Raw genomic sequence first — 25,539 nt, 5'->3', positions numbered from 1 at the left:
AGTAAAAGATGCAAAAAAGTATGATGAGCGATAGACGCAAATTTATTTTAGGAATGGCAAGAGCTGCGGGTCTTGCTGGTATTGGGGCTCTTGTATGGAGTTCTGTCCTAGAAGAGTCTGTGCATGCATCTTTACTTTTGCGTCCGCCTGGTGCCCTAGATGAGATAGACTTTTTAAAGACATGTATAAAGTGTGGTCTGTGTGTATCTGCTTGTCCATATGAAACGCTAAAACTTGCAGCTCCGGGAGATAAAAAACCTATGGGGACTCCATTTTTTGAGGCTAGAGAGACACCTTGTTATATGTGTCCTGATATTCCTTGTGTTCCTGTATGTCCAAGTGGAGCACTGGATGTTGCTAGTGTTACTACAGATGGTGTATTAGATATAAATCTTGCTCAGATGGGTGTTGCAGTTGTTGATCCTTATGCTTGTATAGCTTTTTGGGGAATTCAGTGTGATGCTTGCTATCGTGCTTGTCCACTTTTAGATCAGGCTATAGTTTTAGAGTATGCAAGAAATGAACGTACTGGAAAACATGCTTATCTGAAACCTGTTGTTGTCCCAGATATATGTACTGGTTGTGGAATGTGTGAGAACGCTTGTATAACTGAAAAAGCTTCTATAACGGTTCTTCCAAGAGAAGTCGTTATGGGTAGAGCTGGTGATCACTATGTTAAAGGTTGGGATAAAAAAGACCAAGAGAGAGTTAAAAATGCTCGGGGTGGTATAACGCAGACTGAGATTAGTAAAAGAAGTGCTGTTGATAGTTTGAATGATAGCTCAGGACTTTTCGAATGAGATATTTAATAAGTAGAAGAATCACGCAAGTATCAATAATACTTTTGTATATGGCGGCAAATATTTGGGGAGTTAAGATTCTAGAAGGGAACTTGAGCTCGTCTTTACTTTTAGGCACAGTTCCTTTAAGTGACCCATTTGCCGTTCTTCAGATGTTTGTTGCAGGTTCTATAATTACTATGGATATATTTATTGGGGCATTGATTATCACTATATTTTATGCTCTTATTGGTGGGCGTATGTTTTGCTCATGGGTCTGTCCTATAAATATAGTTACGGATGCTGCAAATTTACTCAGACGAAAGTTAGGTATTTCGGCTATTCAAAAACGTGTATATATGAGTAGAAATATAAGATATTGGGTACTTGGACTTAGTTTACTCTTATCATTTTTGATGGGACTAACGGCATTTGAGCTCATTAGTCCTATCTCTATACTCCACAGAGGTTTAATCTTTGGTATGGGATTTGGACTTAGTGTAGTACTTATTATCTTTTTCTTTGATCTGTTAGTTCATGAAAATGGATGGTGTGGTTATGTCTGTCCACTCGGTGGATTTTACTCACTCATAGGTAAGTATTCTTTAATCAGAGTGGCTCATAACACTCAGAAGTGTACAGAGTGTATGGAGTGCAAGGTCGTTTGTCCTGAAAAAGAGGTTCTGTTTATGGTTGGAAAGTCATCCGAGACAGTTGAAATGGGTGCATGTACAAACTGTGCACGATGTATAGAAGTGTGTAACGATGATGCACTAAACTTTTCTATACGAAGTTATATTAACAAAAATAGGAGTTAGAGATGAAATTAATAAACAAAATAACATTGGGTTTAGTAACTGCTACACTTATACTTGTAGGTTGTGGTGGAAGTGCTACTCCAGCTGAGGTTGTAACTGAGGCAAAAGCTGTTGCATCTGTTTCTGAAGAATCACTTGGATTAAGAAAGACAGATATATATGCTGAAGATGACACACTAGCATCTAAAACTTCATATAGAAGTGCTCAGCCTGGAACAAGTACAAAAATCAAAAGAGCATATCAAGATGCTCCACCGATGATTCCTCATGATGTAAGTGACTTTTTACCTATCACAGCTGATTACAATGCTTGTGTAGGTTGTCATGCACCAGATATTGCTCCTGCTATGGGTGCAACACCGATTCCACCTTCTCACTATTTAGATATGCGTCCACGTCATATTTGTGATGGCGTTAAGTTTAAAAAGTCTATAGATAACACTAAAAATGAAACAGATGTTAAGAAGTTAACCCACTTATCTCAAGCACGTTTTAACTGTTCTCAGTGTCATGCTCCTCAATCACAAGGTAATCCAAGTGTAGAGAATCTTTTTGAAGCAAACTTTACTAAGGATGGTGGAGAGTTTAAGTCTAGTTGGGACGAAGTTGTTTTAGATGATCTAAATACTGTTGGAGAAGATTCACGTTTAACTGAAGATGACCTTGATAACTCTGATTCTGCAGCTGGACATTTAAAAGGTTCTGGTCACTAAAGTATGAATAGAAGAGAACTTTTTGGTTCTCTGACTTCTGGTCTACCAAGTAGCACAACAGCAGAGTCAGAAATTATCATTAGGCCACCATACAACAATGATGAAATGCTATTTACATCAGAGTGTCAAAACTGTGATGCTAAATGTGTAAGTGTTTGTGAAGAAGAGATTATAAAAATAGCTGATGATCAAACGCCATATCTAAGTTTTGAATCAAGTGGTTGTACTTTTTGTGATGAGTGTGCTATAGCCTGTGAGTTTGGTGTTTTAGAAGTGGAAAATAAAAAAAATGTTGATGTAGGTATAAATATATCTGTATCATCATGTCTCTCATGGGAGAATGTAATGTGCTTTTCATGTAAGGACCCCTGTTTAGAAAATGCCATAGTGTTTCAGGGGCTTTTTAAACCTGTGATAGATGATTCAAAATGCACATCATGTGGATTCTGTATAAGTAGATGTCCAGCATCTTCAATAGAAATCGTGGCACTAGCATGAAAATATTTTTAATCTTACTCTCATTGTCATGCTATCTTTTCTCTTTACAAAACGAGCCAGTTTTAAAGTTTGAAGCGAGTGGACCTGTTGTTGATATACATATTACGAAAGAGAAGTTATATGCAGCTACTAAATTAAGTTGTGTAGATATTTTTGATTTAAAAACTGCACAAAAAATTAACAAGATTGAAGTTCCAAAAATAGTAAATTTTATGGGCCAAAAGAGCGACTCAAAAGTTTACTCTTTAGATGTTTTAAATGGGAGTGTAGTACTCTTATCTCAATCAGATAAAGGTTTTCGTAGAGTTCATATAGTTAAAGATGAAAAACTAAAGCTTTTAATATCTAAAAATGATGAGATGTATATCTCTGAAGTGAAGTTTTTAGATGAGAAAAACCTTATTTTAGGACTTTTAAGTAATGAGATAATATCTTTTAATATAGAAAAAAAGAGCGTTAACTGGAGAGTGCAGGTTTCTCAGTCAAAGTTTTCAGACTTTGTTTTAAATGAGAGTAGAGATAGAGTTGTTGTAGCTGATGAGAGTGGAGAATTGAAAATATTAAACACTAACACTGGTGTTTTAATAGAGCGATTAAGTGGACAAAACCTTGATAATGTTTTTCAAGTTGATTATAAAAATGGTATCATAGCAACAGCTGGACAAGATAGACGAGTTGTAATATATGATGTAGAAAATTTTATAGAGTACTATAAAACTTCTTCTTTTTTAATTTATAGTGTGGGGCTCTCTCCTAGTGGAGTTACAGTTGCATATGCAAGTGATGAAAATAATAATGTAACACTCTTTGATACTGTGAGTAAAAAAGAGATAGGTATATTTACTGGTAATACAATGACATTAAATAAAATCCTCTTTTTAAATGAGAGTGAATTTTTAGTTGCGAGTGATGCTAGAGTGATAAACCTATTTAAAGTAAAATAATATAATAGATGAGTTATAAGGATTAATATGAATATATCAAGTATAGTAGTTCAAACATTACCAAAGTTTGTAGAAGAAGTTGTCGCTAGTTTAAAAGCATGTGAAGCATGTGATTATCATCTTCATGATGAAAAAGGTCGTATTATTATTACTATTGAGGGAGAAGGTGTCTCTGAAGAGTTAGAAAAACTGCATGTTATAGAAGCTATCCCTCATGTAATCGCTGCTGACATGCAGATGGCTTATAGCGAAGATGAACTAGATGAGCATATGGAAGTACTCAAAAATGCAGATGTAGTGCCTAAAATGCTTTATGATGATGACCTTAAGCCTGAAGATATTATCTATAATGGTGACTTGAAGAAGAAAAACTTAGAGGGATTTGCTAAAACTTTTGACGACACAAAGAATAGAGTATGAGTGTAATCTTTGAAGCAACTATAAAAGTAGACAACACTAATAGCTGGTTTATTGAGCTTAAAGATACAGTTGATGGTAGAGTGGAGTTATGTGAAGATTTAGATGTGTTTGAAGTAAAGATGTTAGAACTCTCACAAGACTATGGTGGGAATGTTGATGAAGTTAAATGGCTTAAAGATGATAATGTCTCACCCATAATAATCGATGAGATTAGAATTAAAATGGCCCAGACAAAAGCAAAGATAGAAGAGGAGAGAGGGGAGTCCCTTACCCCAAAAGATTCTCTATAGGCTCTGGTTCACCAAGGTGGAAACCTTGGAGATAGTCAACACCCATCTCTTGAACGTACTCCATTACTTCTTTGTTATGAATAAATTCAGCAACCGTCTTCATCTCTAGTTGTTGTGCAAAATCTACAATAGTTTTAGAGATGATTTGACTATTTTTATCATGGTCTATATCTTTTATAAGAGAACCGTCTATTTTGATATAATCAACATTAAGCTGCATCAAATATGCAAAGTTTGAATAACCTGTACCAAAATCATCAATTGAGATTCGACAACCCAGTGCCTTTAGCTCAGCTATAACAGAAATAACCTCTTCAAAGTTATCTATTCCCTCAGATTCTACTATCTCAAGAATAAGCTGATCTGCTAGCTTGAATTTATTGATATACTCTATTAAAAACTCCATGCTCTCTTTATTTAGTAAATCTTCTACAGAGAGGTTGATAGAGAAAGTTTTACCTTCAAGTTGAGAAAAGACAGCAAATGATTTCTCGATAACTTTTTTTGTAATCTCAAGATAGAGTTTAGACTTTTTAGCAATGTCAAGGAAGAAAAATGGAGATATAATCTTGCCATCTTCACCTACCATTCTTACTAAACACTCATATTTATTCGCCTCTTTTGCACCTACTTTAAAGATAGGTTGTACAAATACTGCAATTCTATCCTCTTTGAGAGCATGCTTAATATTTTTTGTCCACTGAAGGTTGTTTTCATAAGATTCTATAATATGGTTGGCATCCTCATAAATCACAGAGTCTTTTTTGGTGCTTTGGGCATGAAGAAGTGCTAAAGAAGCATTTGCAAAGGCATTCTCTTTTATATATGTCATGCCAGCAGTTGCATGAATGTTAAATGATTCATCTTCTACATGAACTATATAGTCATCAATCTTTTGTAGGATGTTTTTACAAAATGCGCTAAATATATCTACTTCCGTACTCTCTCCAACTAAAACGCCAAACTGTCCAGATGAGAGTTTATAGATATTTATATCACTATTTTGTATGTATGATGTAAGCATAGATGCTGTGTCTTTAAGTGTTTTGTTCCCAATGTCATAACCGTAATAGTCCTCAATAACATTAAAGTTATCAAGGGCAATGAGTGCAAGTTTTGGGTGCTTTAGGTTTTTAATATCCTCTTCAAGTTTTACTCTGTTTGGAAGTCCTGTAATGAGGTCTGTAGTTTGTCTAGCTATCTGCTCTTGTTGTTTGATGATGGTTGTAATATCAGTACGAATACTCATGTACTCTACGGAGTTCATATTTTCATCAAAAAGTGGCAGGATTATTGATTTTACATAATACTCTGAGCCATCTTTATTTCTATTTTTTATGATGCCTTTCCAAGCTTTTTTATTTTTAAGTAGAGACCACATCTGTTTGAATGTCTCATCTTTCATGTCAGGATGACGAGTGATATTGTGATTCTTTCCGAGTAGTTCTGACCTTGTAAAGCCAGAGCTTTTTACAAACTCATCATTTACATAAGTAATATTTCCATCTAAATCGGTTTTACTAACAAGCGCACTCTCATCAACAGCATATTTATATCGCTCTAGGAGCATATTATGCTCTTTAATGTTGTTGAGCATTCTTCCAAAGGCTGTAATTATTTCTTTTGTTTCTGGTTCTGTTCTAACATGGGAGAAGTCTATATTTTCACCTGGTTTATAGCCCTTTACTCTTTTAGCAATTTCGCCAAGGGGTGCAAGTAGTTTTTGTATGAGTAGACCAAAAATTAAAAAGACTATACCAAGAAGTGCTAGAGAGTTGATAATAGTTGATTGAATATCTCTGAACGCTTGATTAAATTCATCAAGTTTATACTCTATATTGATATAGCCTATCTTTTTGCTAGTTACAGGGTGCTTTACAGGGTAAGAAACATTTAATATATTGTCTGAGAGCTTTGGTTCTTCACATATTTTATCGGACTCTAATGTTATACATATGTCATGGACTAAGGGGTGCTTTGTTGTCTGCTCTCTAAGGTTTATAATCTCATCATTAAGCCCGAGGTAGTAATTCATTCCTATCATTGGCTCTATTGTTTGCGCTATTAGAGTTGCTTTTTGTTTTTCAGAATCTAGCATTTTTTCATAAAATAGATTGTAGAAAACAAAATACAAGAAGAAAATTGAAGGGACTATCACGGTAATAAATGATAGCGTTATCTTCAGAGTTAGAGAGATTTTTTGCACTATTTTGCCTTAACTATCTTATAAAATATAGGAACAAATTTTATACCATAATGGGTTAATGCCGACTTATTTAGATAGATATATGTTTTTTCTTTAAGAATCAAGCTAATAAGCGACTGATTAGTAAAATCTTTTGAATCATAACTAAAGCATATCTTATTTGTACTCATTGCCTTTTTTAGTATCTCTTGTTTATTACTACCTTTTAGACTTAAAAAGTAGTATGAAGAGGCATCTCTTAGTTGTGACTCATCAGAGTTATGTAAGACTATCTGAAAAATATATGAACCTAGTTTAGCGTTAAACTTTTTTTCTATCATATTTTTAAAGTTAAGTGCATCATCTTTTTCATCTGTTGAATGAATGATAGCTAGGGTTAATATATTGTCGTTTGAGGCCTTTTCTTGTATTGCTTTGTCTAAGAGGATTATTTTAGGAAAAATATCCGCCTGCGCTCTTAGAGTTAGAGAGTTGTACTCTAGTGCAAAAACTTGTAAGCTTAGTGTGAGAAGTAAAAGTAAAGTTTTCATATTAAAACCTTTTACTAGCACGAACTAAAAAGCTTCTGCCTGCTTGTTGAAAATCACCTTGGTAAGTATTCTCCGGTGCTGGTAAATAGTACTTTTCATTAAAAAGATTTTTAACACTTACAGAGAAGAGTATATCACTTGGTTTGTACTTATATGTAGCACTTAAGTCAGCTATGAAATACTCATCAAGTTTGTCTCGATTATCTACAGTAATTCTATCTTTTTCACCGATATATTTTACTATAGTTGAAGCAGAGAGATTATCTGAAATAGTATATATGTAGTAAGCTTTTGCCATATGATGTGCACTGTTAGCTAGGCTATCATGTGTATTATGTCCATCTACATAAGAGTAGTTTAGATATATGGAGTCATCTTCTAGTATACTTGCTCTAAACTCTGTTTCTAGACCGTAAAGCTCATTATCTCCACTATTCATAAATGTTCGCATTGTGTTTTGTGCATTAATTTGATCTAAATTACTTAGATAAAATAGGTTTAACTTGAAGTTTGAACTCTCAGAAAATTTTCTAATATAGGCTGCTTCATAAGCATCAACAACTTCTGGTTTCATATCTAAAGTAGCTCCAAAATAGCCATTAACAGCTAGATATTGTTCTCTCCATGAAGGTTCCCTGTAAGAATGCGTATACATAAGCTTAAATATATTCTCATCATTATGTCGATGAACAATTGCCACACGTGGGCTTATTTGATCGTCAACATCACTATACATATCGTACTTCAAACTTAACTGTAGCGATGTCTTTTCATTGAAATTTATAAGATCATCAATGTAGAAAGATTGTGAATCTCTTTTAGAGTTTGAGAGAAGTGGAGTTGAGTTATCTAACAATATGTCTGGTGATAGTTCCGCATTATTATTTAATATACTTGCTTGAGATAAAACAATTCCACTAGTGATGGTTTGATTTTCAAATGAAGATATAGTGAACTCAAGGTTTTGTTTGAGTGTTTTTTCTGAATAGTCAACCAAAAAGTGTGTCCCATTTGGCATTACATTATTTTGAAGTGAACGTGTCTCATCGAAGTAATTCAGTGATAATTTTACTTTGATGTCATTTGTTATATTTGTACTATATCCAGCTTCTAAAAAATTATTATCAACATTTAGAAAGTCAGTATCATTTCTTGTGAGGCTAAAGGCTTGTCCAGAACTAACACCACTCTCATTTTTTGCCAAACGCCCTTTGATATAAAAATCTTTATATTCGAAATTTAGTCCTAGTGAATAGTTTTTGAGCCATAATGGCAAGCTAGTTGGATCAGGAGAGGTCGCCGGATCAGGCATCCTATCTGGACCAATAGGTAAAGTTTTATCATGCTCCTGATAAAAAAGATCCCCACTTAGTTTAAACGACTCTTCTTTATATGCACCAACAAAGCCACCCATTTTATAATCATTTGAACCTATGGCAGCAAAGATAGAGTTCTCATTCTCCTCACCGTCATTTTTATTTGCTTTTGTGATGACATGAATAGAGCCTGCATATGCATTTACATTGCTCTGTAGTGAACCTGGACCACGAACAACCTCTATGCGCTCAATGATATCTATAGGCATATCAAGGTATTGATAGTATGCACCAAACATATTATCATTTACTACTACACCATCTATTATGAGTTTTGACTGTCCCATCGCAAGTGGGTTTGAACCACGAAAGATTGGATTTTGAACGCCAGCCATTCCTATAGATATATCAACACCAGGTAAGAGTGTAATCGCTTCTCTTAGCGTTAAAATCCCAAGCTTTTCTAAATCCGCATTTTTAAGTACTGAAATGACATAAGGCATATAGTCTACATTCTCTTTTGTCTGTGTAGCTATTTGCATGTATTTTGTTAAATCACCCTGGAGTGATTCGATGAGACTATCTGTATTCTCTGCATAGAGTGAATAGAGTAAAGAAGATAATAAAAGGGCTTTTTTCATATTAAATCCATAAATGATATAAGACGAGTATATCATTTTTTATTATAAATAAATTTAAACAGAATTGTCTTTAAGAAGGAGTAGGGGCTTTATAAGTATGTATGTGTAAATAAGGGACTAAGAGAAACTTATTGAACTTAAAGTTCAATAAGTGGAGTGAGTTCTGAAAAAACAACAGCTCTTTTTTCTTCTTCATCGAGCATTTTAAAGACCACCTCTGAGAGTGCCTCATCGATATTTGGTACAAGTTTTTTAAGAGCTGTTAGCTTCTCTCTTTTGTTTACATTTGTAAACCTTGCATACGAAGAGTAAGCCTCCTCTTTAGAGAGTAAGTAGTGGATTTTACGACCAAGTTCAAAAACTTCAAACTCCTCATTTTTACCAGTTTTTAAAACACTGTTGATATTTAAATCAATCTCTATATCTTTCGCTCTTAAATAGGCTTGGAGTTTCATCATAAAACCTATGTAAGCGGGTGTATAGTTCACTAAAACTCTATCGTTAAAACTCTCAAAAGACTCATTTTGGAGTCTTAACTTCTTATACTCTAGGGCTAATGTTTCTATATAGTACTTTGCAAGTCTAAGTGGAGCTGCTTTCATAACGGTATAGCCATTTTTACCATCGCTAACTACTTTTCCACCGAGGGTTATGTGAACGCCATCTTCTGTAACGCCATTTACTTTTGCCTTACACCCTTCAAAGCCAATGTCGGCGATTTCATGAGTTCCACAACCTTTAACACAGGCTGACCAGTACATACGTATGCGACCTGACTCCATTGGAACTTTTTCACTAAGATATTGTGACAAGTCAACTGCGTCTTGTTTGTTTTCTATAACGCCAAAAGTACAGTGTTGCGTTCCCGCACAGGCAATGAGGTTGTTAAAGTAAGGAGTGTTTACGTTTTTAAACTTTGTAAAAAACTCATCTGCTAGAAGCGTATCAACGTCATTTACTCCAAGAATAAGAATGTTTTGCTCAACGTTAAATCTTACTTGAGAGTTACCATGTTCCACGCTCAGGCTAGCAACTTTGATGAGATCCGTTCCGTTAAATATACCCGATGGAACAACGACTTGGATACCAAAGCTACCATCACGAAGCTGAACGCGACCCGACTCAGAGTCGTTTGAGTTCATGCTCGTCATAGTGATTCCAGCACTAGCAAAGTCAACTCCTGCAGTTTGGCGAATGGCGTTTGATATCTCCTCCATTCCAACCGCTTCTATAAGGAAGTGTAGTCTATTTTTATTTCTATTGTCTCTAAAACCAAACTCTTTAAAAATATTTGTGATAGAGTCAAAAGCTTTTAAAACCTCTTCTTCATTTTTTAAGAAAATATTTGCATTTTTAGCGATGATGCCAACGCGACCACCTAGATACATGTTGTAACCATAAACACCATCTTTTTGTGTAAGAGCAAAACAGCAATCTTGTCCAAAGATGTTACATCTGTTTGAGAGTGAACCTGTGATACCAGTGTTAAATTTTCTTGGAAGCGTAGATATCCACTCAGGGTTGTGTAAAAACTGACTCTGAATCTTTTCAAGCACTTTATACGATGGAAGAATAGTGTCAAAACCCAACTCGTCTAATGGATCGGTGACAATGTTTCTAAAGTTATCCACTCCTGTTTGATAAGAGTCTAATCCAACTTTTTTTAGTGCTTGTATGATATTTGGCATATCCTCTATACTTAAGTATCTCAGTTCAACTTGAGCACGTGTAGTGATATCTATATAGTCTTGACCATATAGCTTGGCTATTTGACCAATGGCGTTTGCTTGATCTGCGCTTAGATGCCCACCGGGAACTCTTACACGCATCATAAACTGTTCGGGAGTGAGAGTGTGCTTATCAAAGATGCCAAAACATTTTAAAAAGTACTTTTTATCTTCATCGGGAATGGATTGATAGCCTTCTTTTGCATATGTCTCTATCATATTAAAAGCTTCTATTGGGTCTTTTAACTCTTTAATACCCTCTATCTTATTTACTTTTTTACTTCTAGCGACACTGGCATCATGCAATTTTTTCATCTGATATCTCCTCTTGAGTTTCGTATTGTGGAAGTACTTCATGCAGGTTTACAACGTCACCAAAAACTATGATTCCAGGTCTTGGCGCATCTTTTGCAGCTAGTGGTAACTCTTTTAGTGTTGTGATAACGCTCGTCTGATTTGGACGTGACGCATTTGATATGATGGCTGTAGGCATATTTGCATCAGCTCCAGCTTCAAGCGCGGCTTTAACTATCTCATCGGCGCGAGAGAGCCCCATGAGTACTATGGTTGTATGGTTTTTCATCTTAAGTAGGTCTATCCACTGTGTGTTTATAGAGTTTCCCGCTAAGTGAGCTGAGACTATAGAGAGGTTAGTAGCATATCCACGAGCCGTTGGCGCTATACCTGCGCTTAGTGGTCCCGCTATTGCCGATGATATGCCAGGAATCACGTCGACTCTAATGTTTTCTTGCATAAGTGCTTGTGCCTCTTCTGCTCCACGACCGAATATATACGGATCTCCAGCTTTAAGACGAGCTACCTCCAAACCTTTACTAGCATACTCTATAAGCATCTCATTAATCTTCTCTTGTTTAACGCTATGAGCACCTTTTTGTTTTCCAACAGATATTTGCATTGTGCCTTTTGGAATGATTTCTATGATTTCATCGCTTATAAGGTGGTCTATGAAAACAACGTCAGCGCTCTGTATCGTTTTATACGCTTTGATGGTAAGTAGGTCTACATCGCCAGTTCCGCAACCTACAAGAGTGACTCTCCCTAGCATCTTGCTTGCTTCTTCTCTTGCTTGTTTTATATCTATGATTCCAGTGCTGCGTTTAATCTGAAGTTCATGATTGAGAGTCTCTAAAGTGTGAGGTAATACTCTTTTTATCTTGTTTCTAACAGCTTGAGCGAGTGTAGGGCTAGCACCTGAAGAAGATACGGCAATCTTAAGAGTTCCGTACTCTATAAGGGCTGCAAAGAAAAAGTCGCAAACTTCTGGAACGTCAACGCAGTTGTATAAAAAGTTACGTTCGCGTTTATGCTCAAGTAGCTCATCCATTACGTCTGTTGAACCTGTCGCGTCTATGATAACGCCATACGAGTTGAGGTCTGTTATCTCAAAGCTTTTTAAAGTCTGTTTAGAAGTTATAGTTTTAAATTCATCTATATATTCAGCTGAGATACACTCAAAGTCTACACGGTTTCTCTGCATAACTTCAGCTTTTTGTAGAGCAACTTTACCCCCTCCAATAAGGAGGATTTTCATATCTTTAAGTATTATTGGTAGTGTTTTGTATTTCATCATGATTTCCTTAATAAGCTCTGCTAGCTTAAATTCTTCCACCAGCTTGAACACCCCAAGTTGTTCTCCATCTAGTTTTAACTAAAGAGATTCCCATAAGAGCGATTAGAACTACACCAGCAAAGATCATAAATCCAGCCGAGTAACCATCAAACGCACCCTTAGACCAACCAAGTGTTTTAATAAGTGCCGTTCCACCAAGTCCACCAGCAGCACCGATGATACCTGTCATGATTCCTATGTCTTTACCAAAACGCTGAGGTACGAGTTGAAACACTGCACCGTTTGCCATACCTAGGTTAGCCATGATTAAAAACAGTACTAGTATTGCTATCCAAAAAGGAAGAGTCATAGTCGCGTTTAGTACAGCTAAAAGAGCTACTAAACCAAAGAAGATATAAAGTGACTTGATACCACCTAACTTATCTGCAACCGCTCCACCAACTGGTCGTAAAACTGCACCTGCAAAGATACATAAAGCTCCAAAGTAACCAGCAACAACTTTTACATTGCTTTCGTCAAATACATCTATACCAAATGCTGACATATCTGCTTGGTATGTATTCATAAGGTATACTTTCATATATCCAGCAAACCCAACAAATCCACCAAAACTTACAGCGTAAAAAAGGTTAAACCACCATGTGTCTTTATCTTTAAGTAGTTTTGCATAGTCTTTTAATTTCTTAGGACGAGGCGTATATACTTCAGCAGGCGCGTCTTTAGCTAAAAAGATGTATGCAACAAAGATGATAGATGAAAGTACTGCTCCAACTAAAAATACAGACTCCCAACCCCAAATCTCAGCGATTTTTGGAGCAAACAAGAAGTCGATAACAACACCGATATTTCCAGCTCCTGCAATACCCAGAACGATACCTTGAAGTTTTGGTGGATACCACTGACCCGCTTGTGGAAGAGCAACGGCGAATGACGCTCCAGCAAAACCAAGACCAAACGCTACAAATAAAAGCTCATCGTAAGATATACTAGCACCTCTGAAAAATGCGTAAAATAAAACTGAGATAACAACTGCTTGACTCATAAGAGCCGTCTTTTTAGCGCCAAACTTATCAACGCCAAATCCTAGTAAAATTCTAAGAAGCGCTCCCGCTAAAATAGGGATAGAAAGCAGTGTTGCTTTTTGACCCGCACTCATGATAAACCCACCGACTGCTAATGCTTCAGCTATCTCTGTTGATAATGGCCCGAGCATTGTCCAAACCATAAAACTAAAATCAAAATATAAAAACGCTGCAAAAAGCGTTTTCGCGTCCCCTTGTCCCTTAAGTGCACTAAATCCTGCCATTACTTTTCCTTCTTTACTTAAAATTTCATTGTGAAATATTTTATGGGGGAAGTATAACAGTAGTTATTTATTTAATAACTCATTATCTGTATATTTTTTATACAGTCTAATCTTAAATTTACATGAGGATTTTTATGATTTACTATTTAGGGGAAGGGTTATTTTAAAGAGTGCACCATTTTGAGAATTACTCACGCTTAGCTCTCCTGACATATGATTCTCTATAATCATTTTTGCCATATAAAGACCAAGTCCAGTACCATTTTTAGACTTTGTACTAAAGTATGGCTCAAAAACTTTATGCAAGATACTGCTATCTATTCCACCAGCATTATCTTCAATAGATATATTAATATTTTTATCAACTTGCATTTTAATCCAAATTTTTCTCTCTTGCTCTCTTGCTTCTATGAGTGCGTCAGTAGCGTTGTTAAGGATATTCATGATTACTTGTACGAGTTCATTTGCATAAGTTTTTACAAGTATATCATCTTCAATATCTACATTTAGTTCTACTTTGGACATAGTAAGTCTTGCCCCAATAAAACCCTTTACACGCTCTATTATCGAGTTGACGGATATCTCTTCTTTAGCTTTTCCTGGTTTAAAGTAGGTTTGAAAATCATCAATAGTCTCAGAGAGGTACATAAGGGTACTAGAAATTTTATCTAAGATCTTGTCATATTCACTCTCCTCTTTACCGGCTAGCATGTTTTTGAGTTTTTCGTTAGTAATTAAAAGGGTTGTTGTTGAGAGTGGTTGTCTCCATTGGTGGGCAATCATACTCATCATCTCACCCATTGTAGCAAGTTTGGATTGAGCTAGAATCATCTCCTCTTGTTCAGCAATTTGATCACTTTTTCTAATCACTTTTTTTTCTAAGGAGATATTAGCTTTGTCGAGTTTATATGCATAATCTTTTATCTTTTCAACCATAGTAAATATAGCATTATTAATAATTCCTACTTCATCTTCTCTATCTAGTTTCTCAATAGTTAAGTTATTTTTATTTGGGTTATATGCTAAAACTTTATCGCTTAGCTCCTTTAAAAGTTTAAACTCTTGTTTGATGTAAAGTATAAAGATACTAAGAAGCACAAGCGTTACAAAAAGAATGGTGAGTGTTACCTTGTTGTTACTTTTAATAATATGTCTGTAGTCATCATCATAGAAGTGTATTTCAATTGTGCCGAGTTGCTTTTTTGTAACTGTGTCTACTATATTTCTAGATACTATATCTGATTCAGAATGCACAAAACTTAAACTACTTTCATCCTCTTTATTATGCATATATAACAAGTTGGCATTATTATCTCTTAGTTCAAGATATTCAACATCACTATTTTGTTTAGCAATCAAGTCGAGGTACTCATTTGTTGAATCATGCAGGCCAAACGAAAGGTTGAGGCTTACTAGGGGAAGAATTGTATTAATAAGTATATTGTTTTTAATTTTTTTTGATTCTTTAAACTGCTTTATTACTACATCTGACATATAGTAACGCTCAAAGCCTAATATAACTGTTGTAAATAGTATGATACTAATAATAATTTTAATTTCAATATTGATATTTTTTATCATGGATTTATTTTACTCTTCTAGAGTTTAATATTCTATTTACTTGTGTATAAAAAATAATAAAATTGATAGTGACTGTTTTTTATACAGATAAAATGATATTTCACATACGGGTATAGTTATAATTACCCAATTTTTAAATATGGACTATACTTGATGCAAGAAGATTCAGCTACACCTTTAGAGAACTTTATAAAATACAAAGCCGATACGGGAATGCAGTGTGGAAACTACTCTATAGATATACCTAAACTAGAAGAGGGTGAACAGTATAGATTTCATTTTGACGCTGTGGCCTGTGTAGGTTGTAGATGTTGTGAAGTAGCGTGTAATGAGCAAAATAATAATCCAGCAGATATCAAATGGAGACGAGTTGGTGAGATAGAGGGTGGTGTATTTCCTGCGTTTACTCAACTTTTAAACTCTATGAGTTGTAACCACTGCGAGGACCCTGAGTGTCTTATCGGTTGTCCCACTGAGTCTTACATTAAAATCGCTGAAACTGGAATAGTTATACATGATGATGACACTTGTATAGGGTGTCAGTACTGTACTTGGAACTGCCCTTATGGCGTTCCTACTTATCATGAAGAGAGAAATATTGTCACAAAGTGTCATATGTGTCATGAGCGTTTAGACATTGGTGAGTCTCCTGCTTGTGTTCAGTCGTGCCCATCAGGTGCTATTGAGATAGAAGCGGTAAATATAAAAGAGTGGCTTGAACGCGACATAGACGAGCAAGGAAATATGCCGTTTTTACCAGACGCTAGAATCACAAACTCTACTACAAGATATACTCTCCCTGATAATATGCCAGAGATAATGAAAGAGATGGATGAGCATATATTAAACCCTGCACACCCTGAAGTACCATTAGTTTTTATGACGGTACTCACTCAAATCTCTCTGGGTGGGTTCTTCGCACTCTTTTTAGGTGATGTGATGAGCCTTTTTGGATTTTCAAGTACTACTTGGATAATGGCACTTTTAGTAATGCTACCATCCGCTATAGGATTACCACTTTCAGCACTTCATTTAGGTCGTCCATTTTTAGCGCTGACTGCGATGAAAAATATCAAAACATCATGGCTCTCTAGGGAAGCCTTAGCACTTGGAGTATTTACAGGACTTATGAGTGTCAATGTAGTTCTCTACTTTTTTGAGTTTTCGCAAAGCTTGCGTTTAGTTGTAGAAGCCATTATCTTAGCGACTGGAATATATGGTATCTATGCTCAGTCAATGATTTACCGTATAAAAGCCCGTCCATCATGGGATAGAGTAACAACAAATATGAAGTTTTTTGGAGTAGCTTATTTGGGTATAACGTTACTAGCGTTTATAAGCAGTCTCACTTCATTGCATGAAGTTGTAGGACCTTTAGTCACACTCAGTATTATAGGAGCGATTTCACAGTTTTTCTTTAATTATGAAGATATAAAAACTTTAGATGCTAAGGAAAATGAGTACCAACTCCAAAGAACAAAAAGACTCTTAAATGAGAACTTTAAAAACATAAAAGTAACGCGACTAGTGACGCTACTTGCAGGTGGCCTTATTTTTCCACTTCTTGCACTTGTGCTTTTAAGCGGTGCATATGTGAATGCTACTACTTGGGTTTTAGGAATAGCTCTATTGGTCGCGTTTATGAGTGAAATAAGCGATAGATTTTTGTTCTACTCCACAGTTGTTCCACTAGGAATGGCAGGTGGATTTTTTGTTGGTAAGCAGAGGGGTTAATGATGATAGAAAAGATAAAAGATTTTTTAGGTTTTGATATAAAAGCACAGAAGTATAAACTCTCGCACGATCCACAATTTGGAATGATAAGTGATGAAAAAAAGCCAGACAAGTGGGTCTTTTCAACTTGTGGGTACTGTGGCGTTGGATGTGGGCTTTACATCGGAGTTAAAGATGGAAAAGCGATACATACAAAAGGAAATCCAAAACATAACGTAAACATGGGAACACTCTGTCCGAAAGGTTTGAGTGAGCATGATATGTTAAACTCGCCTGATAGAATAACTTCACCACTTATAAAAAAAGAGGGTGTTTTGAGTGCTTCTTCATGGGATGAGACTTATACCAAAGTAGCGGATGAATTTAAACGCATAAGTAAAGAGCATGGAGCTAAGGCTATTGGCGTTATAGGTACGGGACAGCTTTTAACTGAAGAGTTTTATACGCTTGGAAAGTTTGTTCAGTTAGGACTTGGGACTAATAACTATGATGGAAACACAACTCTATGTATGGCTTCGGCTGTTATGGGATATAAACAATCCCTAGGAAGTGATGGCCCCGTTGGCTCTTATGAAGACTTTACTCATGCCGACACCATATTCTTAATAGGCGCAAATATAGCGGATAACCACCCAATACTTACTCTTCATCTAAACAAAAACAAAAAACCAAATAAAAAAGTGATAGTCATAGATCCTAGAGCTTCTAAAACTTCACAAATGGCAGACCTCTTTGTGCCCATAAAACCTCGTACAGACTTGGCACTTTATAATGGACTTGCTTATATTATTATGGAGCAGGGTTGGGAAGATGAGGGTTATGTAAAAGCAAATACGAATGGCTACAAAGAACTTAAAAAGCATCTTCAAAATTATCCACCTCAAGAGGTCTCAAACATCACAGGCATAGATGTCAAAACGCTTTATGAACTCGCACGTGAGTTTAGCGCTCAAGACGCGGTTCTCTCAGCTTGGACTATGGGAGTGAACCAATCTTTTATGGGAACGGACACGGTTAGTGCCATCATTAATCTACACCTTTTAACGGGTCAAATTGGCCGTGAGGGAGCAGGTCCTTTTTCTATCACTGGTCAGTGTAACGCCATGGGCACACGTGAGACTGGATTTACTTCATCACTGCCAGGGTATAGAAATTTTGGAGACGAGGCTGCTTTACAAGAGTATGCGGCTCTTGTAAATGTACCAGAGGAGATTATTCCAAGAGAACGCGGTTATAAATACGCAGAGATTATAGATGCCATAGATAGAGGAGAGATAAAAGCGCTTTGGATAGTCGCTACAAATCCACTTGTAAGTTTTGTAAACCAAGAAAAACTTCGCTCGACTTTGGCTAAGCTTGACCTGCTCGTAGTGCAAGACGCTTTTATGAGCGACACTGCTGAGATTGCTGATATTGTGTTCTCAGCTGCTACATGGGGAGAAAAAGAGGGTGTCTATACAAACTCTGAACGCAGATGTAACAGAGCAAATAAAGCAGTTGAACCATTAGGTGATTCTAAGAGCGACTTTGACATAATCTTAGAGTTTTCAAAACAGTTTGATGGTGTCAACGAGATGCTATTTAATGGGTGGGAGAAACCAATAGACGCTTTTAATGAATGGAAAAAGGTGAGTAAAGGTCAGCTCTGTGATTACTCAGGTATAACTTATGAGCTTTTAGAGCAAGAGGGCGGAATTCAGTGGCCATGTAATGAGGAGCGACCTCTTGGAACAAAGAGACTCTACTCTGCTGATATCGCGTTTACAACAAAAGATGCAAAAGCAAATCTTATTTGTGCAGATTGGTTTCCTATGGCGGAGCCAATATCTCCTGCATTTCCAGCACTTTTAAATACAGGTAGAACGGTTGAGCAGTGGCATACAAGAACTAAAACGCGAAGTATAGATATACTCAATGATTTAGCGCCTGAAGCATGGGTAGATATAAATCCTGAGGATGCAGATGTCTTAAAAGTAAAAAGTGGCGATAGAATGGCAGTATCAAGTGCTCGAGGAAGAGTTGAAGACGTAGTTGTGCGTGTAACGCAGAGCGTAAGAGCTGGAAATATTTTTATTCCCTTCCATTTTAATACTGAGCTGGTAAATACTCTAACAAATGATAGCTTCTGTCCAAAATCTGGGGAGCCAAACTTTAAACAGACTGCCATTCAACTACACTCTGCTGAGGTTCCTGATGGGCTCGTTTTTAAAGAACAAGAAGTGAGTGGCGAGATAGAACATATAAAAAGCACTTATGAAGGCGTGAAAATTCAAGAAAACGTATTACAGCAGAGTGCTAAGGTTTAATACTCCTTATCCACTCAGATATCATATCTAGCTCATCTTTTGCTATGCTGTGATCTTTATCGTATGATTTGAACGCTATGTTAAAACCACCATTTTGAAGAAACTCCACTTGTTTTTTTGACTCGTCAAATGGCAAAACACCATCATACGTTCCATGTGTACATAACCAATGAGAATTATTTACTTCTGGGTTCATCTCTTCTAAAAGTTTTTTAGCATCATAAATGTATCCACTAATGGCGATATATCCCGCTAAGACTTTATGATATCTCGCACCAAATTCAAAGGTTAACAGCGAGCCTTGAGAAAAGCCAAGTAAAAAACTCTCCTCTGCGTTAAACTCTTCTTCAAAAAGTGAATCAAGTACCTTTGTAAGAACTATGCTTGAGTGCTCAATTCCTGGAAGTTGATTTGGAGGAAGAGGATACCAAGAGTAGCCTGTGTAGTACTCAAATGGAGCGTCAAGTAGAAGATAGTTCATATCATCTAAGCCTAAAAAAGGTGGAAGCCCAACAAAGCCCTCAGAAGAGTCTCCTCGACCATGTAAAATAATCATTAGCTTCTTTGAGGGTATTTTTGATTCGATAAATATATTGTTTAATTCTAAATTTTTCATCTCATATTATACATAAATTAATTTGACTTTTTAGACCAAAGCATTTATAAAGAGATTCTTTAGTATAATTCACGGATTTTTATAAATAAGGTGTACTCATGGCTAACAAACGTGTTTTGGTAAAGTTTTCAGGTGAAGCTCTCGCTGGTGAAGCGGGTCATGGAATTGATACACAGATTTTAAAGTACATTGCTGAAGAGATTAAGTCTCTTGTAAATGCAGGTATTGAAGTTGGTATCGTAATTGGTGGTGGTAATATCATCCGTGGTGTAACAGCTGCAGAAGATGGAATAATTAAACGTACATCTGGTGACTATATGGGAATGTTAGCAACTGTCATCAATGGCGTTGCTATGCAAGAGGCATGTGAGCATACTGGGCTTCAAGTTCGCATGCAGACTGCTATTAAAATGGAACAGATTGCTGAACCATATATCAACCGTAAAGCAACTCGTCACCTTGAAAAAGGACGCGTGGTAATATTTGCTGCGGGAACTGGAAATCCATTTTTTACAACAGATACTGCAGCTACACTTAGAGCTGTTGAAATCGGTGCAGAAGTTATTATTAAAGCTACAAAAGTAGATGGTGTTTATGACAAAGATCCAGCTAAATATAACGATGCAGTAAAACTAAATGAACTCACATATGATCAAGCTCTTCAAGATCATATTAAAGTTATGGATGACACATCAATAGCGCTTGCTAAAGATAACAAGCTCCCAATTATAGTTTGTGATATGTCAATAAAAGGGAACCTTTTAGATATTTTAAATGGTAATATGAACAACTGTTCAATAGTAAGATAGATAAACCAAAGGAAATTATATATGAAAACAGAAGAATTAACAGCGAAGATTTTAGATGCTAACCCAAGCATGGATAACTATCAATTAGCACTTGCAGTAGCAAAAAGATGTGATGAATTAGAAAATGGTGCAGTGAGTAAGTTAAGTGTAAGTTCTAACAGCATTAAGTCTGCAGATTTAGCCCTAATGGAAATTGCAGAGGGCCTTGTAGTATTTAAAGGCTTCACTAATATAGAAAAGTAAACCTCTTGCCTCTGAGTCAAACTGAGATAGAAAAAGTTAAACATCTCCATGATGTTGACTCAGCGACTACATATTTATTCTCCCGTATAGAGCCAACTGAGGTTCTAAAAAAAGCACTCCAATACTCAATAAACGCACATCAAGAACAGTTTAGAAAAAGTGGTGAGCCCTATATTGTACATCCAATATTGGTAGCGTCCATCGTCTCATCAATTACAAATGATGAATCTATGGCAATTGCAGCACTTTTACATGATGTAGTTGAAGATACAGATACTACGATTTTAGAAATTGAGGAGATGTTTGGACGAGACGTAGCCCATCTTGTTGGAGGGCTTACAAAGATTGACGTGATTCGTGATAGTGAACTTGTTCCATCAAACTCAAATGAGAAGCTAGTTGCTTCGGCTCTTTCATTTAGAAAAATGCTTTTGGCAAGTATACAAGATGTAAGAGTGTTGGTTATTAAACTATGTGATAGACTGCATAATATGCTTACACTTGATGCTTTAGCAGAGTATAAACAGCTTAGAATCGCAGAAGAGACTCTTGTTGTTTATGCACCTATCGCACACCGCTTAGGAATTAGTTTTCTAAAAAACATTCTTGAAGATTTAAGCTTTTCTTATCTTTTTAAAGAAGAAAAACATCATATTGACAACTACCTAGACACAAACTACCACTCAATAGAAATGAAGTTAAATGAGTTCAAAGAGGCTCTCTCAAGACTACTTATTCAAAATGGATTTTGTGATGATGATTTTGAGATACTCTCACGTGTAAAACATAGATACTCTATCTATCTTAAAATGCAGAGAAAAGGTGCTTCAATAGATGAAGTGCTTGACCTTTTAGCTTTGAGAATTTTAGTTAAAGATCCTGTAAAATGTTACAATGTTTTAGGTTTAATTCATCTACATTTTCGTCCCTTAGCTTCTCGTTTTAAAGACTATATTGCCATTGCTAAAGATAATGGATACCAGACTATTCACACAAGTGTTTTTTATAATACTGCTATATTTGAAGTTCAAATTCGAACATACGAGATGCATGAAACAGCAGAGCTTGGTGTCGCAGCACACTGGAAATATAAAAGTAGCGCTAGCAATATTAAGCTAGATTGGTTAGATAATCTTCAGTATCAAGATGAATCCGTTGAAGATTTTTATGCACTTATAAAGAATGATCTCTACTCTGAAGATATTTCAGTATTTTCTCCTACGGGAGACGCATTTACTCTTCCGCGTGGAGCAATTGTTTTAGACTTTGCCTATAGTGTTCATACAGAAGTGGGAAATAAAGCCTTCTCAGCACTTGTAAATAAAACAAAAGCATCTCTTTTGACTGAGTTAAATAATGGCGATATTGTTAAAATAGTTACTAAAGATAAACTTATTACGAGATGTAGTTGGATAGATGCTGTAAAAACGTCAAAAGCCCAATCAAATATGAAACTAAACTGTAATGCAAAAGTACGAGAGATTAATCATACTGTGGCTATAAGTATAGTGGCAGCTGCAATGAGTTTAAACTATAGTAGAGTTGAAGAGTGGTTTGATAAAAATAACTGTGATAGTATCTCAAGCATTCCAAATGATGTCGAACACTTCAAGCATGTAATATCTAAATATGTACTAGAAATTTCAAAAAATAACAGATTTAAAGGCTTCTTATCACGTCATCGATTTAAGCTAAAACATACAAAATTAGCAGGCCTTGAAATTTACTCTACATCTACAATCAGTGATGTTGTATTTAATTATTGTTGTCATCCTAAAGCTGGCGATGAAATAGTTGGCTTTTTAGAAAAGTCTAAAGTGAACGTTCATCATAAACTTTGTAAGCAAGCTGCTAAAGAGTTTGGCTCAAATCATCCTATGGTTTTTGTAAAATGGGCTCAAAGAAAAATATATAGATATAGTTTAATAGCATCTCTGCATAATGAAAAAGGTGCTTTAGCGGAATTTTTAACATTTTTAGTAAAGCTAAATATTGATATAAATTCAATAGAATTAGGTAAAGAGAGCCCAGACTATACAAAGTACTGTGAGCTTGGTTTTGAGTCTAAAGAAGCTGATATTAACACACTACGTGCTAAAATAGAAACAAAAATAAAAGTAATACATTTTGTAAGATCAGATGATGCATATAAAAACTAACTAGAAAAAGAGAAGATGAATGATAGAAGAAGCTTTACGTGAAATAAACAGAGGTTGTGCAGAGATTATTGACAACGAACGCATAGAAAAATTAGTTCGAGCGTACTTTGATGAAGGAAAGACTTATAGTGTTAAAGCTGGGTTTGATCCAACTGCACCAGACCTTCATCTAGGTCATACAGTTCTATTACAAAAATTAGCAACTTTTCAAAAATATGGTGCAAGAGTTCAGTTTCTTATTGGAAGTTTTACGGCAACTATTGGCGATCCAACTGGAAAAAATGTAACTAGAAAAGTGCTCTCAAAAGAAGATATTATAAAAAATATAGAGAGTTATACTACTCAAGCTTTTAAGATACTTGACGCTGAAAAAACCGATATTGTCTATAATGACGATTGGTTAGGAAAGATGAGTGCTGCAGATATGATATCTCTGGCTTCAAATCTTACAGTAGCCCGTATGTTGGAGCGAGATGACTTCTCAAAAAGATTTAAGTCAAACACTCCTATCGCAACGAGTGAATTTATGTATCCACTACTGCAGGGTTATGATAGCGTTTATCTAAAATCGGATGTTGAGATTGGTGGAACGGATCAGAAATTTAACCTTCTAATGGGACGCCAACTTCAAAAGTCTTACAATGTGAAAAAACAACAAGCTGTACTTATGATGCCAATACTTGAAGGTCTTGATGGTGTGCAGAAGATGAGTAAGTCACTTGGGAACTATATCGGCGTTTCAGATGAAGCAAATGATATGTTTGGAAAAGTTTTAAGCATATCAGATGAATTAATGTGGCGTTACTTTGAACTTTTAAGTACAAAATCTTTAGAAGAGATAGCAACTATGAAGAGTTCTGTTGAAGAGGGCTCACTTCATCCTAAGAAGGTCAAAGAAGAACTTGCAGTGGAAATTACTGCTCGTTTTCACTCCCTAGAAGCTGCTCAAAATGCAAAGTCAGAGTTTGATAAAGTACATGCCAAAAGTCAAATTCCAACAGATATCGCTGAATTTAGTTGTGATGGAGAGGTTTGGATAGCAAAAGCATTGGTAGATTGTAACATTGAGCCCTCAACTTCGCAAGCTAGAAGAGATATTAAGCAAGGTGGCGTTAAAATAAATCAAGAAAAAGTATCGGATGAACAGTTACAACTATCAGCAGGTGAGTACCTACTACAAGTTGGTAAAAGAAAATTCGCAAAACTAAAGGTAAATTAATGAGCTTTAACTCTTTAAAAATTGGAAAATATGTTATTCCTAAACCAATTATTCAAGGTGGAATGGGTGTTGGAATAAGTTGGGATCAACTAGCTGGAAATGTTTCAAAAGAGGGTGGTCTTGGCGTTATTAGTGCAGTTGGAACTGGTTACTACAAGAACAAAGAATATTCTAAAAAATTAGTTTCAGATCGTCCTTTAAGTGAAGCTAACTTCTACTCTAAAGATGGTTTTGATGCCATCATTAAAAGTGCTAGAACAATATGTGGTGACAAACCACTTGCTGCAAATATTTTATATGCGATAAATGACTATGGTCGTGTTGTTCGTGATGCATGTGAATCTGGAATAAATATCATTATTACTGGAGCGGGACTTCCAACAAATATGCCTGAGTTTACTGAAGGGTATCCTGATGTAGCACTTGTGCCTATTGTTTCATCTGCAAAAGCACTTAAAATTATATGTAAACGCTGGAAGAAACGTTATGACCGTATTCCTGATGCTGTTGTTGTTGAGGGACCTAAGAGTGGTGGACATCAAGGGTTTACTTATGAGCAGTGTAAAATGGAAGAGCATCAATTAGAAAATATCGTAGCACCAGTTGTAGAAGAAGCAGCTCTATGGGGTGATATTCCTGTTATAGCTGCAGGTGGTGTTTGGGATAAAAATGATATTGAAGAGATGATGAAACTTGGTGCTAAAGGTGTTCAAATGGGAACACGTTTCATAGGTACACATGAGTGTGATGCACATGAAAATATGAAGAAGGTACTTTTAGCTGCTAAAGAAGAGGACATCCAACTTATGTCTTCACCAGTTGGATACCCAGCACAAGGTGTTGTTACTAACTTGACTAAACTTGTTGAAAAACGCGAGGGACCAGCTGTTAAGTGTATCTCAAATTGTGTTGCACCATGTAACCGTGGGGAAGAGGCTAAAATAGTTGGATTTTGTATTGCTGATAGATTGAGTGATGCTTATGAAGGTAACCTAGAAACTGGACTCTTTTTCTCTGGAACTAATGGCTACAGACTTACTGAAATTATCTCAGTAAAAGAACTTATTACAAAACTTACAGAGGGCGAATAAGA

The 25,539-nt window shown here is 35.9% G+C and carries 22 protein-coding genes; 14 read left to right on the top strand and 8 right to left on the bottom strand.

The window, feature by feature from the left end:
• Positions 1-8: 8 nt before the first annotated feature.
• The 7 genes from napG to GJV85_RS09420 are packed head-to-tail and all read left to right on the top strand — an operon-like array spanning position 9 to position 4,462.
• Positions 9-800 (top strand): ferredoxin-type protein NapG, encoded by a 792-nt coding sequence (napG, locus tag GJV85_RS09450; RefSeq protein ID WP_207561138.1) that lies wholly within the window; start codon positions 9-11, stop codon positions 798-800.
• Entirely contained in the window at positions 797-1,597 is an 801-nt protein-coding gene (gene napH / locus GJV85_RS09445) for a quinol dehydrogenase ferredoxin subunit NapH (RefSeq protein ID WP_207561137.1), read from the top strand. Before napG ends, napH begins: the two co-directional genes overlap by 4 nt.
• Positions 1,598-1,599: 2 nt before the next feature.
• The gene (locus GJV85_RS09440; RefSeq protein ID WP_207561136.1) at positions 1,600-2,310 is read left to right on the top strand and encodes a nitrate reductase cytochrome c-type subunit; all 711 of its coding nucleotides are present in this window, start codon (positions 1,600-1,602) and stop codon (positions 2,308-2,310) included.
• 3 nt (positions 2,311-2,313) lie between these two features.
• Positions 2,314-2,808, top strand: coding sequence for a ferredoxin-type protein NapF (locus GJV85_RS09435; protein ID WP_207561135.1), 495 nt, complete (start codon positions 2,314-2,316; stop codon positions 2,806-2,808).
• Positions 2,805-3,752 (top strand): WD40 repeat domain-containing protein, encoded by a 948-nt coding sequence (locus tag GJV85_RS09430; protein ID WP_207561134.1) that lies wholly within the window; start codon positions 2,805-2,807, stop codon positions 3,750-3,752. The genes GJV85_RS09435 and GJV85_RS09430 overlap by 4 nt, the downstream gene beginning before the upstream one ends.
• Positions 3,753-3,779: 27 nt before the next feature.
• Complete coding sequence (locus GJV85_RS09425) at positions 3,780-4,172, top strand: chaperone NapD (RefSeq protein ID WP_207561133.1); 393 nt, start codon at positions 3,780-3,782, stop codon at positions 4,170-4,172.
• A complete protein-coding gene (locus GJV85_RS09420) occupies positions 4,169-4,462 on the top strand; it encodes a hypothetical protein (protein WP_207561132.1) in 294 nt (97 codons plus the stop codon). The genes GJV85_RS09425 and GJV85_RS09420 overlap by 4 nt, the downstream gene beginning before the upstream one ends.
• On the opposite strand, the gene GJV85_RS09415 is transcribed toward GJV85_RS09420, so the two are convergent.
• The 7 genes from GJV85_RS09415 to GJV85_RS09385 form a co-directional block, all read right to left on the bottom strand.
• On the bottom strand, positions 4,440-6,668 hold the full coding sequence (locus GJV85_RS09415; RefSeq protein ID WP_207561131.1) for a bifunctional diguanylate cyclase/phosphodiesterase: 2,229 nt from the start codon (positions 6,666-6,668) through the stop codon (positions 4,440-4,442). The genes GJV85_RS09420 and GJV85_RS09415 overlap by 23 nt on opposite strands.
• On the bottom strand, positions 6,668-7,198 hold the full coding sequence (locus tag GJV85_RS09410; protein ID WP_207561130.1) for a hypothetical protein: 531 nt from the start codon (positions 7,196-7,198) through the stop codon (positions 6,668-6,670). Before GJV85_RS09410 ends, GJV85_RS09415 begins: the two co-directional genes overlap by 1 nt.
• 1 nt (position 7,199) lies before the next feature.
• Entirely contained in the window at positions 7,200-9,155 is a 1,956-nt protein-coding gene (locus GJV85_RS09405; protein WP_207561129.1) for a TonB-dependent receptor plug domain-containing protein, read from the bottom strand.
• A 137-nt stretch (positions 9,156-9,292) separates the two neighbouring features.
• Complete coding sequence (locus tag GJV85_RS09400) at positions 9,293-11,197, bottom strand: ferredoxin--nitrite reductase (RefSeq protein WP_207561128.1); 1,905 nt, start codon at positions 11,195-11,197, stop codon at positions 9,293-9,295.
• On the bottom strand, positions 11,181-12,470 hold the full coding sequence (gene cobA, locus GJV85_RS09395) for a uroporphyrinogen-III C-methyltransferase (protein ID WP_207561127.1): 1,290 nt from the start codon (positions 12,468-12,470) through the stop codon (positions 11,181-11,183). The genes GJV85_RS09400 and cobA overlap by 17 nt, the downstream gene beginning before the upstream one ends.
• Positions 12,471-12,498: 28 nt before the next feature.
• Positions 12,499-13,779 (bottom strand): MFS transporter, encoded by a 1,281-nt coding sequence (locus GJV85_RS09390; RefSeq protein ID WP_207561126.1) that lies wholly within the window; start codon positions 13,777-13,779, stop codon positions 12,499-12,501.
• A gap of 132 nt (positions 13,780-13,911) precedes the next feature.
• Positions 13,912-15,360, bottom strand: a complete 1,449-nt coding sequence (locus GJV85_RS09385) for a sensor histidine kinase (RefSeq protein ID WP_207561125.1) — start codon at positions 15,358-15,360, stop codon at positions 13,912-13,914.
• Between the two features lie 153 nt (positions 15,361-15,513).
• Between GJV85_RS09385 and GJV85_RS09380 the strand changes: the two genes are divergently transcribed.
• On the top strand, positions 15,514-17,094 hold the full coding sequence (locus GJV85_RS09380) for a DmsC/YnfH family molybdoenzyme membrane anchor subunit (protein WP_207561124.1): 1,581 nt from the start codon (positions 15,514-15,516) through the stop codon (positions 17,092-17,094).
• Positions 17,095-17,096: 2 nt separating this feature from the next.
• Entirely contained in the window at positions 17,097-19,400 is a 2,304-nt protein-coding gene (locus tag GJV85_RS09375) for a molybdopterin oxidoreductase family protein (RefSeq protein WP_207561123.1), read from the top strand.
• Here the strand turns inward: GJV85_RS09375 and GJV85_RS09370 are convergent.
• A complete protein-coding gene (locus tag GJV85_RS09370) occupies positions 19,390-20,016 on the bottom strand; it encodes an alpha/beta hydrolase (protein ID WP_207561122.1) in 627 nt (208 codons plus the stop codon). The genes GJV85_RS09375 and GJV85_RS09370 overlap by 11 nt on opposite strands.
• A gap of 98 nt (positions 20,017-20,114) precedes the next feature.
• Here GJV85_RS09370 and pyrH point away from each other — a divergent pair, with 98 nt between their 5' ends.
• From pyrH to GJV85_RS09345, 5 genes are read left to right on the top strand one after another with little or no spacing between them, the layout of a single operon-like run.
• Positions 20,115-20,825 (top strand): UMP kinase, encoded by a 711-nt coding sequence (gene pyrH / locus GJV85_RS09365; protein ID WP_207561121.1) that lies wholly within the window; start codon positions 20,115-20,117, stop codon positions 20,823-20,825.
• Positions 20,826-20,846: 21 nt separating this feature from the next.
• Positions 20,847-21,068, top strand: coding sequence for a DNA-directed RNA polymerase subunit omega (locus GJV85_RS09360; protein WP_207561120.1), 222 nt, complete (start codon positions 20,847-20,849; stop codon positions 21,066-21,068).
• 5 nt (positions 21,069-21,073) lie between these two features.
• Complete coding sequence (locus GJV85_RS09355; protein ID WP_207561119.1) at positions 21,074-23,227, top strand: RelA/SpoT family protein; 2,154 nt, start codon at positions 21,074-21,076, stop codon at positions 23,225-23,227.
• A 19-nt stretch (positions 23,228-23,246) separates the two neighbouring features.
• The gene (gene tyrS / locus GJV85_RS09350; protein ID WP_207561118.1) at positions 23,247-24,446 is read left to right on the top strand and encodes a tyrosine--tRNA ligase; all 1,200 of its coding nucleotides are present in this window, start codon (positions 23,247-23,249) and stop codon (positions 24,444-24,446) included.
• Positions 24,446-25,537 carry a nitronate monooxygenase gene (locus GJV85_RS09345; RefSeq protein WP_207561117.1) on the top strand — a complete coding sequence of 364 codons (1,092 nt, stop codon included), beginning with the start codon at positions 24,446-24,448 and terminating at the stop codon, positions 25,535-25,537. Before tyrS ends, GJV85_RS09345 begins: the two co-directional genes overlap by 1 nt.
• Positions 25,538-25,539: the final 2 nt, after the last annotated feature.

Source organism: Sulfurimonas aquatica (genome assembly GCF_017357825.1).
GTDB lineage: Bacteria > Campylobacterota > Campylobacteria > Campylobacterales > Sulfurimonadaceae > Sulfurimonas > Sulfurimonas aquatica.
Note: the sequence above shows the minus strand (reverse complement) of the source record. Positions and strands in the feature narration are given on the sequence as shown.

What these genes read in the sequence shown, in the direction of transcription:
- GJV85_RS09430 (WP_207561134.1), top strand. Translation starts at nt 2,805, where the DNA reads ATGAAAATATTTTTAATCTTACTCTCATTGTCATGCTATCTTTTCTCT.
- GJV85_RS09345 (WP_207561117.1), top strand. Translation starts at nt 24,446, where the DNA reads ATGAGCTTTAACTCTTTAAAAATTGGAAAATATGTTATTCCTAAACCA.
- GJV85_RS09410 (WP_207561130.1), bottom strand. Translation starts at nt 7,198, where the DNA reads ATGAAAACTTTACTTTTACTTCTCACACTAAGCTTACAAGTTTTTGCA.
- GJV85_RS09380 (WP_207561124.1), top strand. Translation starts at nt 15,514, where the DNA reads ATGCAAGAAGATTCAGCTACACCTTTAGAGAACTTTATAAAATACAAA.
- GJV85_RS09420 (WP_207561132.1), top strand. Translation starts at nt 4,169, where the DNA reads ATGAGTGTAATCTTTGAAGCAACTATAAAAGTAGACAACACTAATAGC.
- GJV85_RS09375 (WP_207561123.1), top strand. Translation starts at nt 17,097, where the DNA reads ATGATAGAAAAGATAAAAGATTTTTTAGGTTTTGATATAAAAGCACAG.
- napG (WP_207561138.1), top strand. Translation starts at nt 9, where the DNA reads ATGCAAAAAAGTATGATGAGCGATAGACGCAAATTTATTTTAGGAATG.
- cobA (WP_207561127.1), bottom strand. Translation starts at nt 12,470, where the DNA reads ATGAAATACAAAACACTACCAATAATACTTAAAGATATGAAAATCCTC.
- pyrH (WP_207561121.1), top strand. Translation starts at nt 20,115, where the DNA reads ATGGCTAACAAACGTGTTTTGGTAAAGTTTTCAGGTGAAGCTCTCGCT.
- GJV85_RS09370 (WP_207561122.1), bottom strand. Translation starts at nt 20,016, where the DNA reads ATGAAAAATTTAGAATTAAACAATATATTTATCGAATCAAAAATACCC.
- napH (WP_207561137.1), top strand. Translation starts at nt 797, where the DNA reads ATGAGATATTTAATAAGTAGAAGAATCACGCAAGTATCAATAATACTT.
- GJV85_RS09385 (WP_207561125.1), bottom strand. Translation starts at nt 15,360, where the DNA reads ATGATAAAAAATATCAATATTGAAATTAAAATTATTATTAGTATCATA.
- GJV85_RS09390 (WP_207561126.1), bottom strand. Translation starts at nt 13,779, where the DNA reads ATGGCAGGATTTAGTGCACTTAAGGGACAAGGGGACGCGAAAACGCTT.
- GJV85_RS09425 (WP_207561133.1), top strand. Translation starts at nt 3,780, where the DNA reads ATGAATATATCAAGTATAGTAGTTCAAACATTACCAAAGTTTGTAGAA.
- GJV85_RS09435 (WP_207561135.1), top strand. Translation starts at nt 2,314, where the DNA reads ATGAATAGAAGAGAACTTTTTGGTTCTCTGACTTCTGGTCTACCAAGT.
- GJV85_RS09440 (WP_207561136.1), top strand. Translation starts at nt 1,600, where the DNA reads ATGAAATTAATAAACAAAATAACATTGGGTTTAGTAACTGCTACACTT.
- tyrS (WP_207561118.1), top strand. Translation starts at nt 23,247, where the DNA reads ATGATAGAAGAAGCTTTACGTGAAATAAACAGAGGTTGTGCAGAGATT.
- GJV85_RS09360 (WP_207561120.1), top strand. Translation starts at nt 20,847, where the DNA reads ATGAAAACAGAAGAATTAACAGCGAAGATTTTAGATGCTAACCCAAGC.
- GJV85_RS09400 (WP_207561128.1), bottom strand. Translation starts at nt 11,197, where the DNA reads ATGAAAAAATTGCATGATGCCAGTGTCGCTAGAAGTAAAAAAGTAAAT.
- GJV85_RS09405 (WP_207561129.1), bottom strand. Translation starts at nt 9,155, where the DNA reads ATGAAAAAAGCCCTTTTATTATCTTCTTTACTCTATTCACTCTATGCA.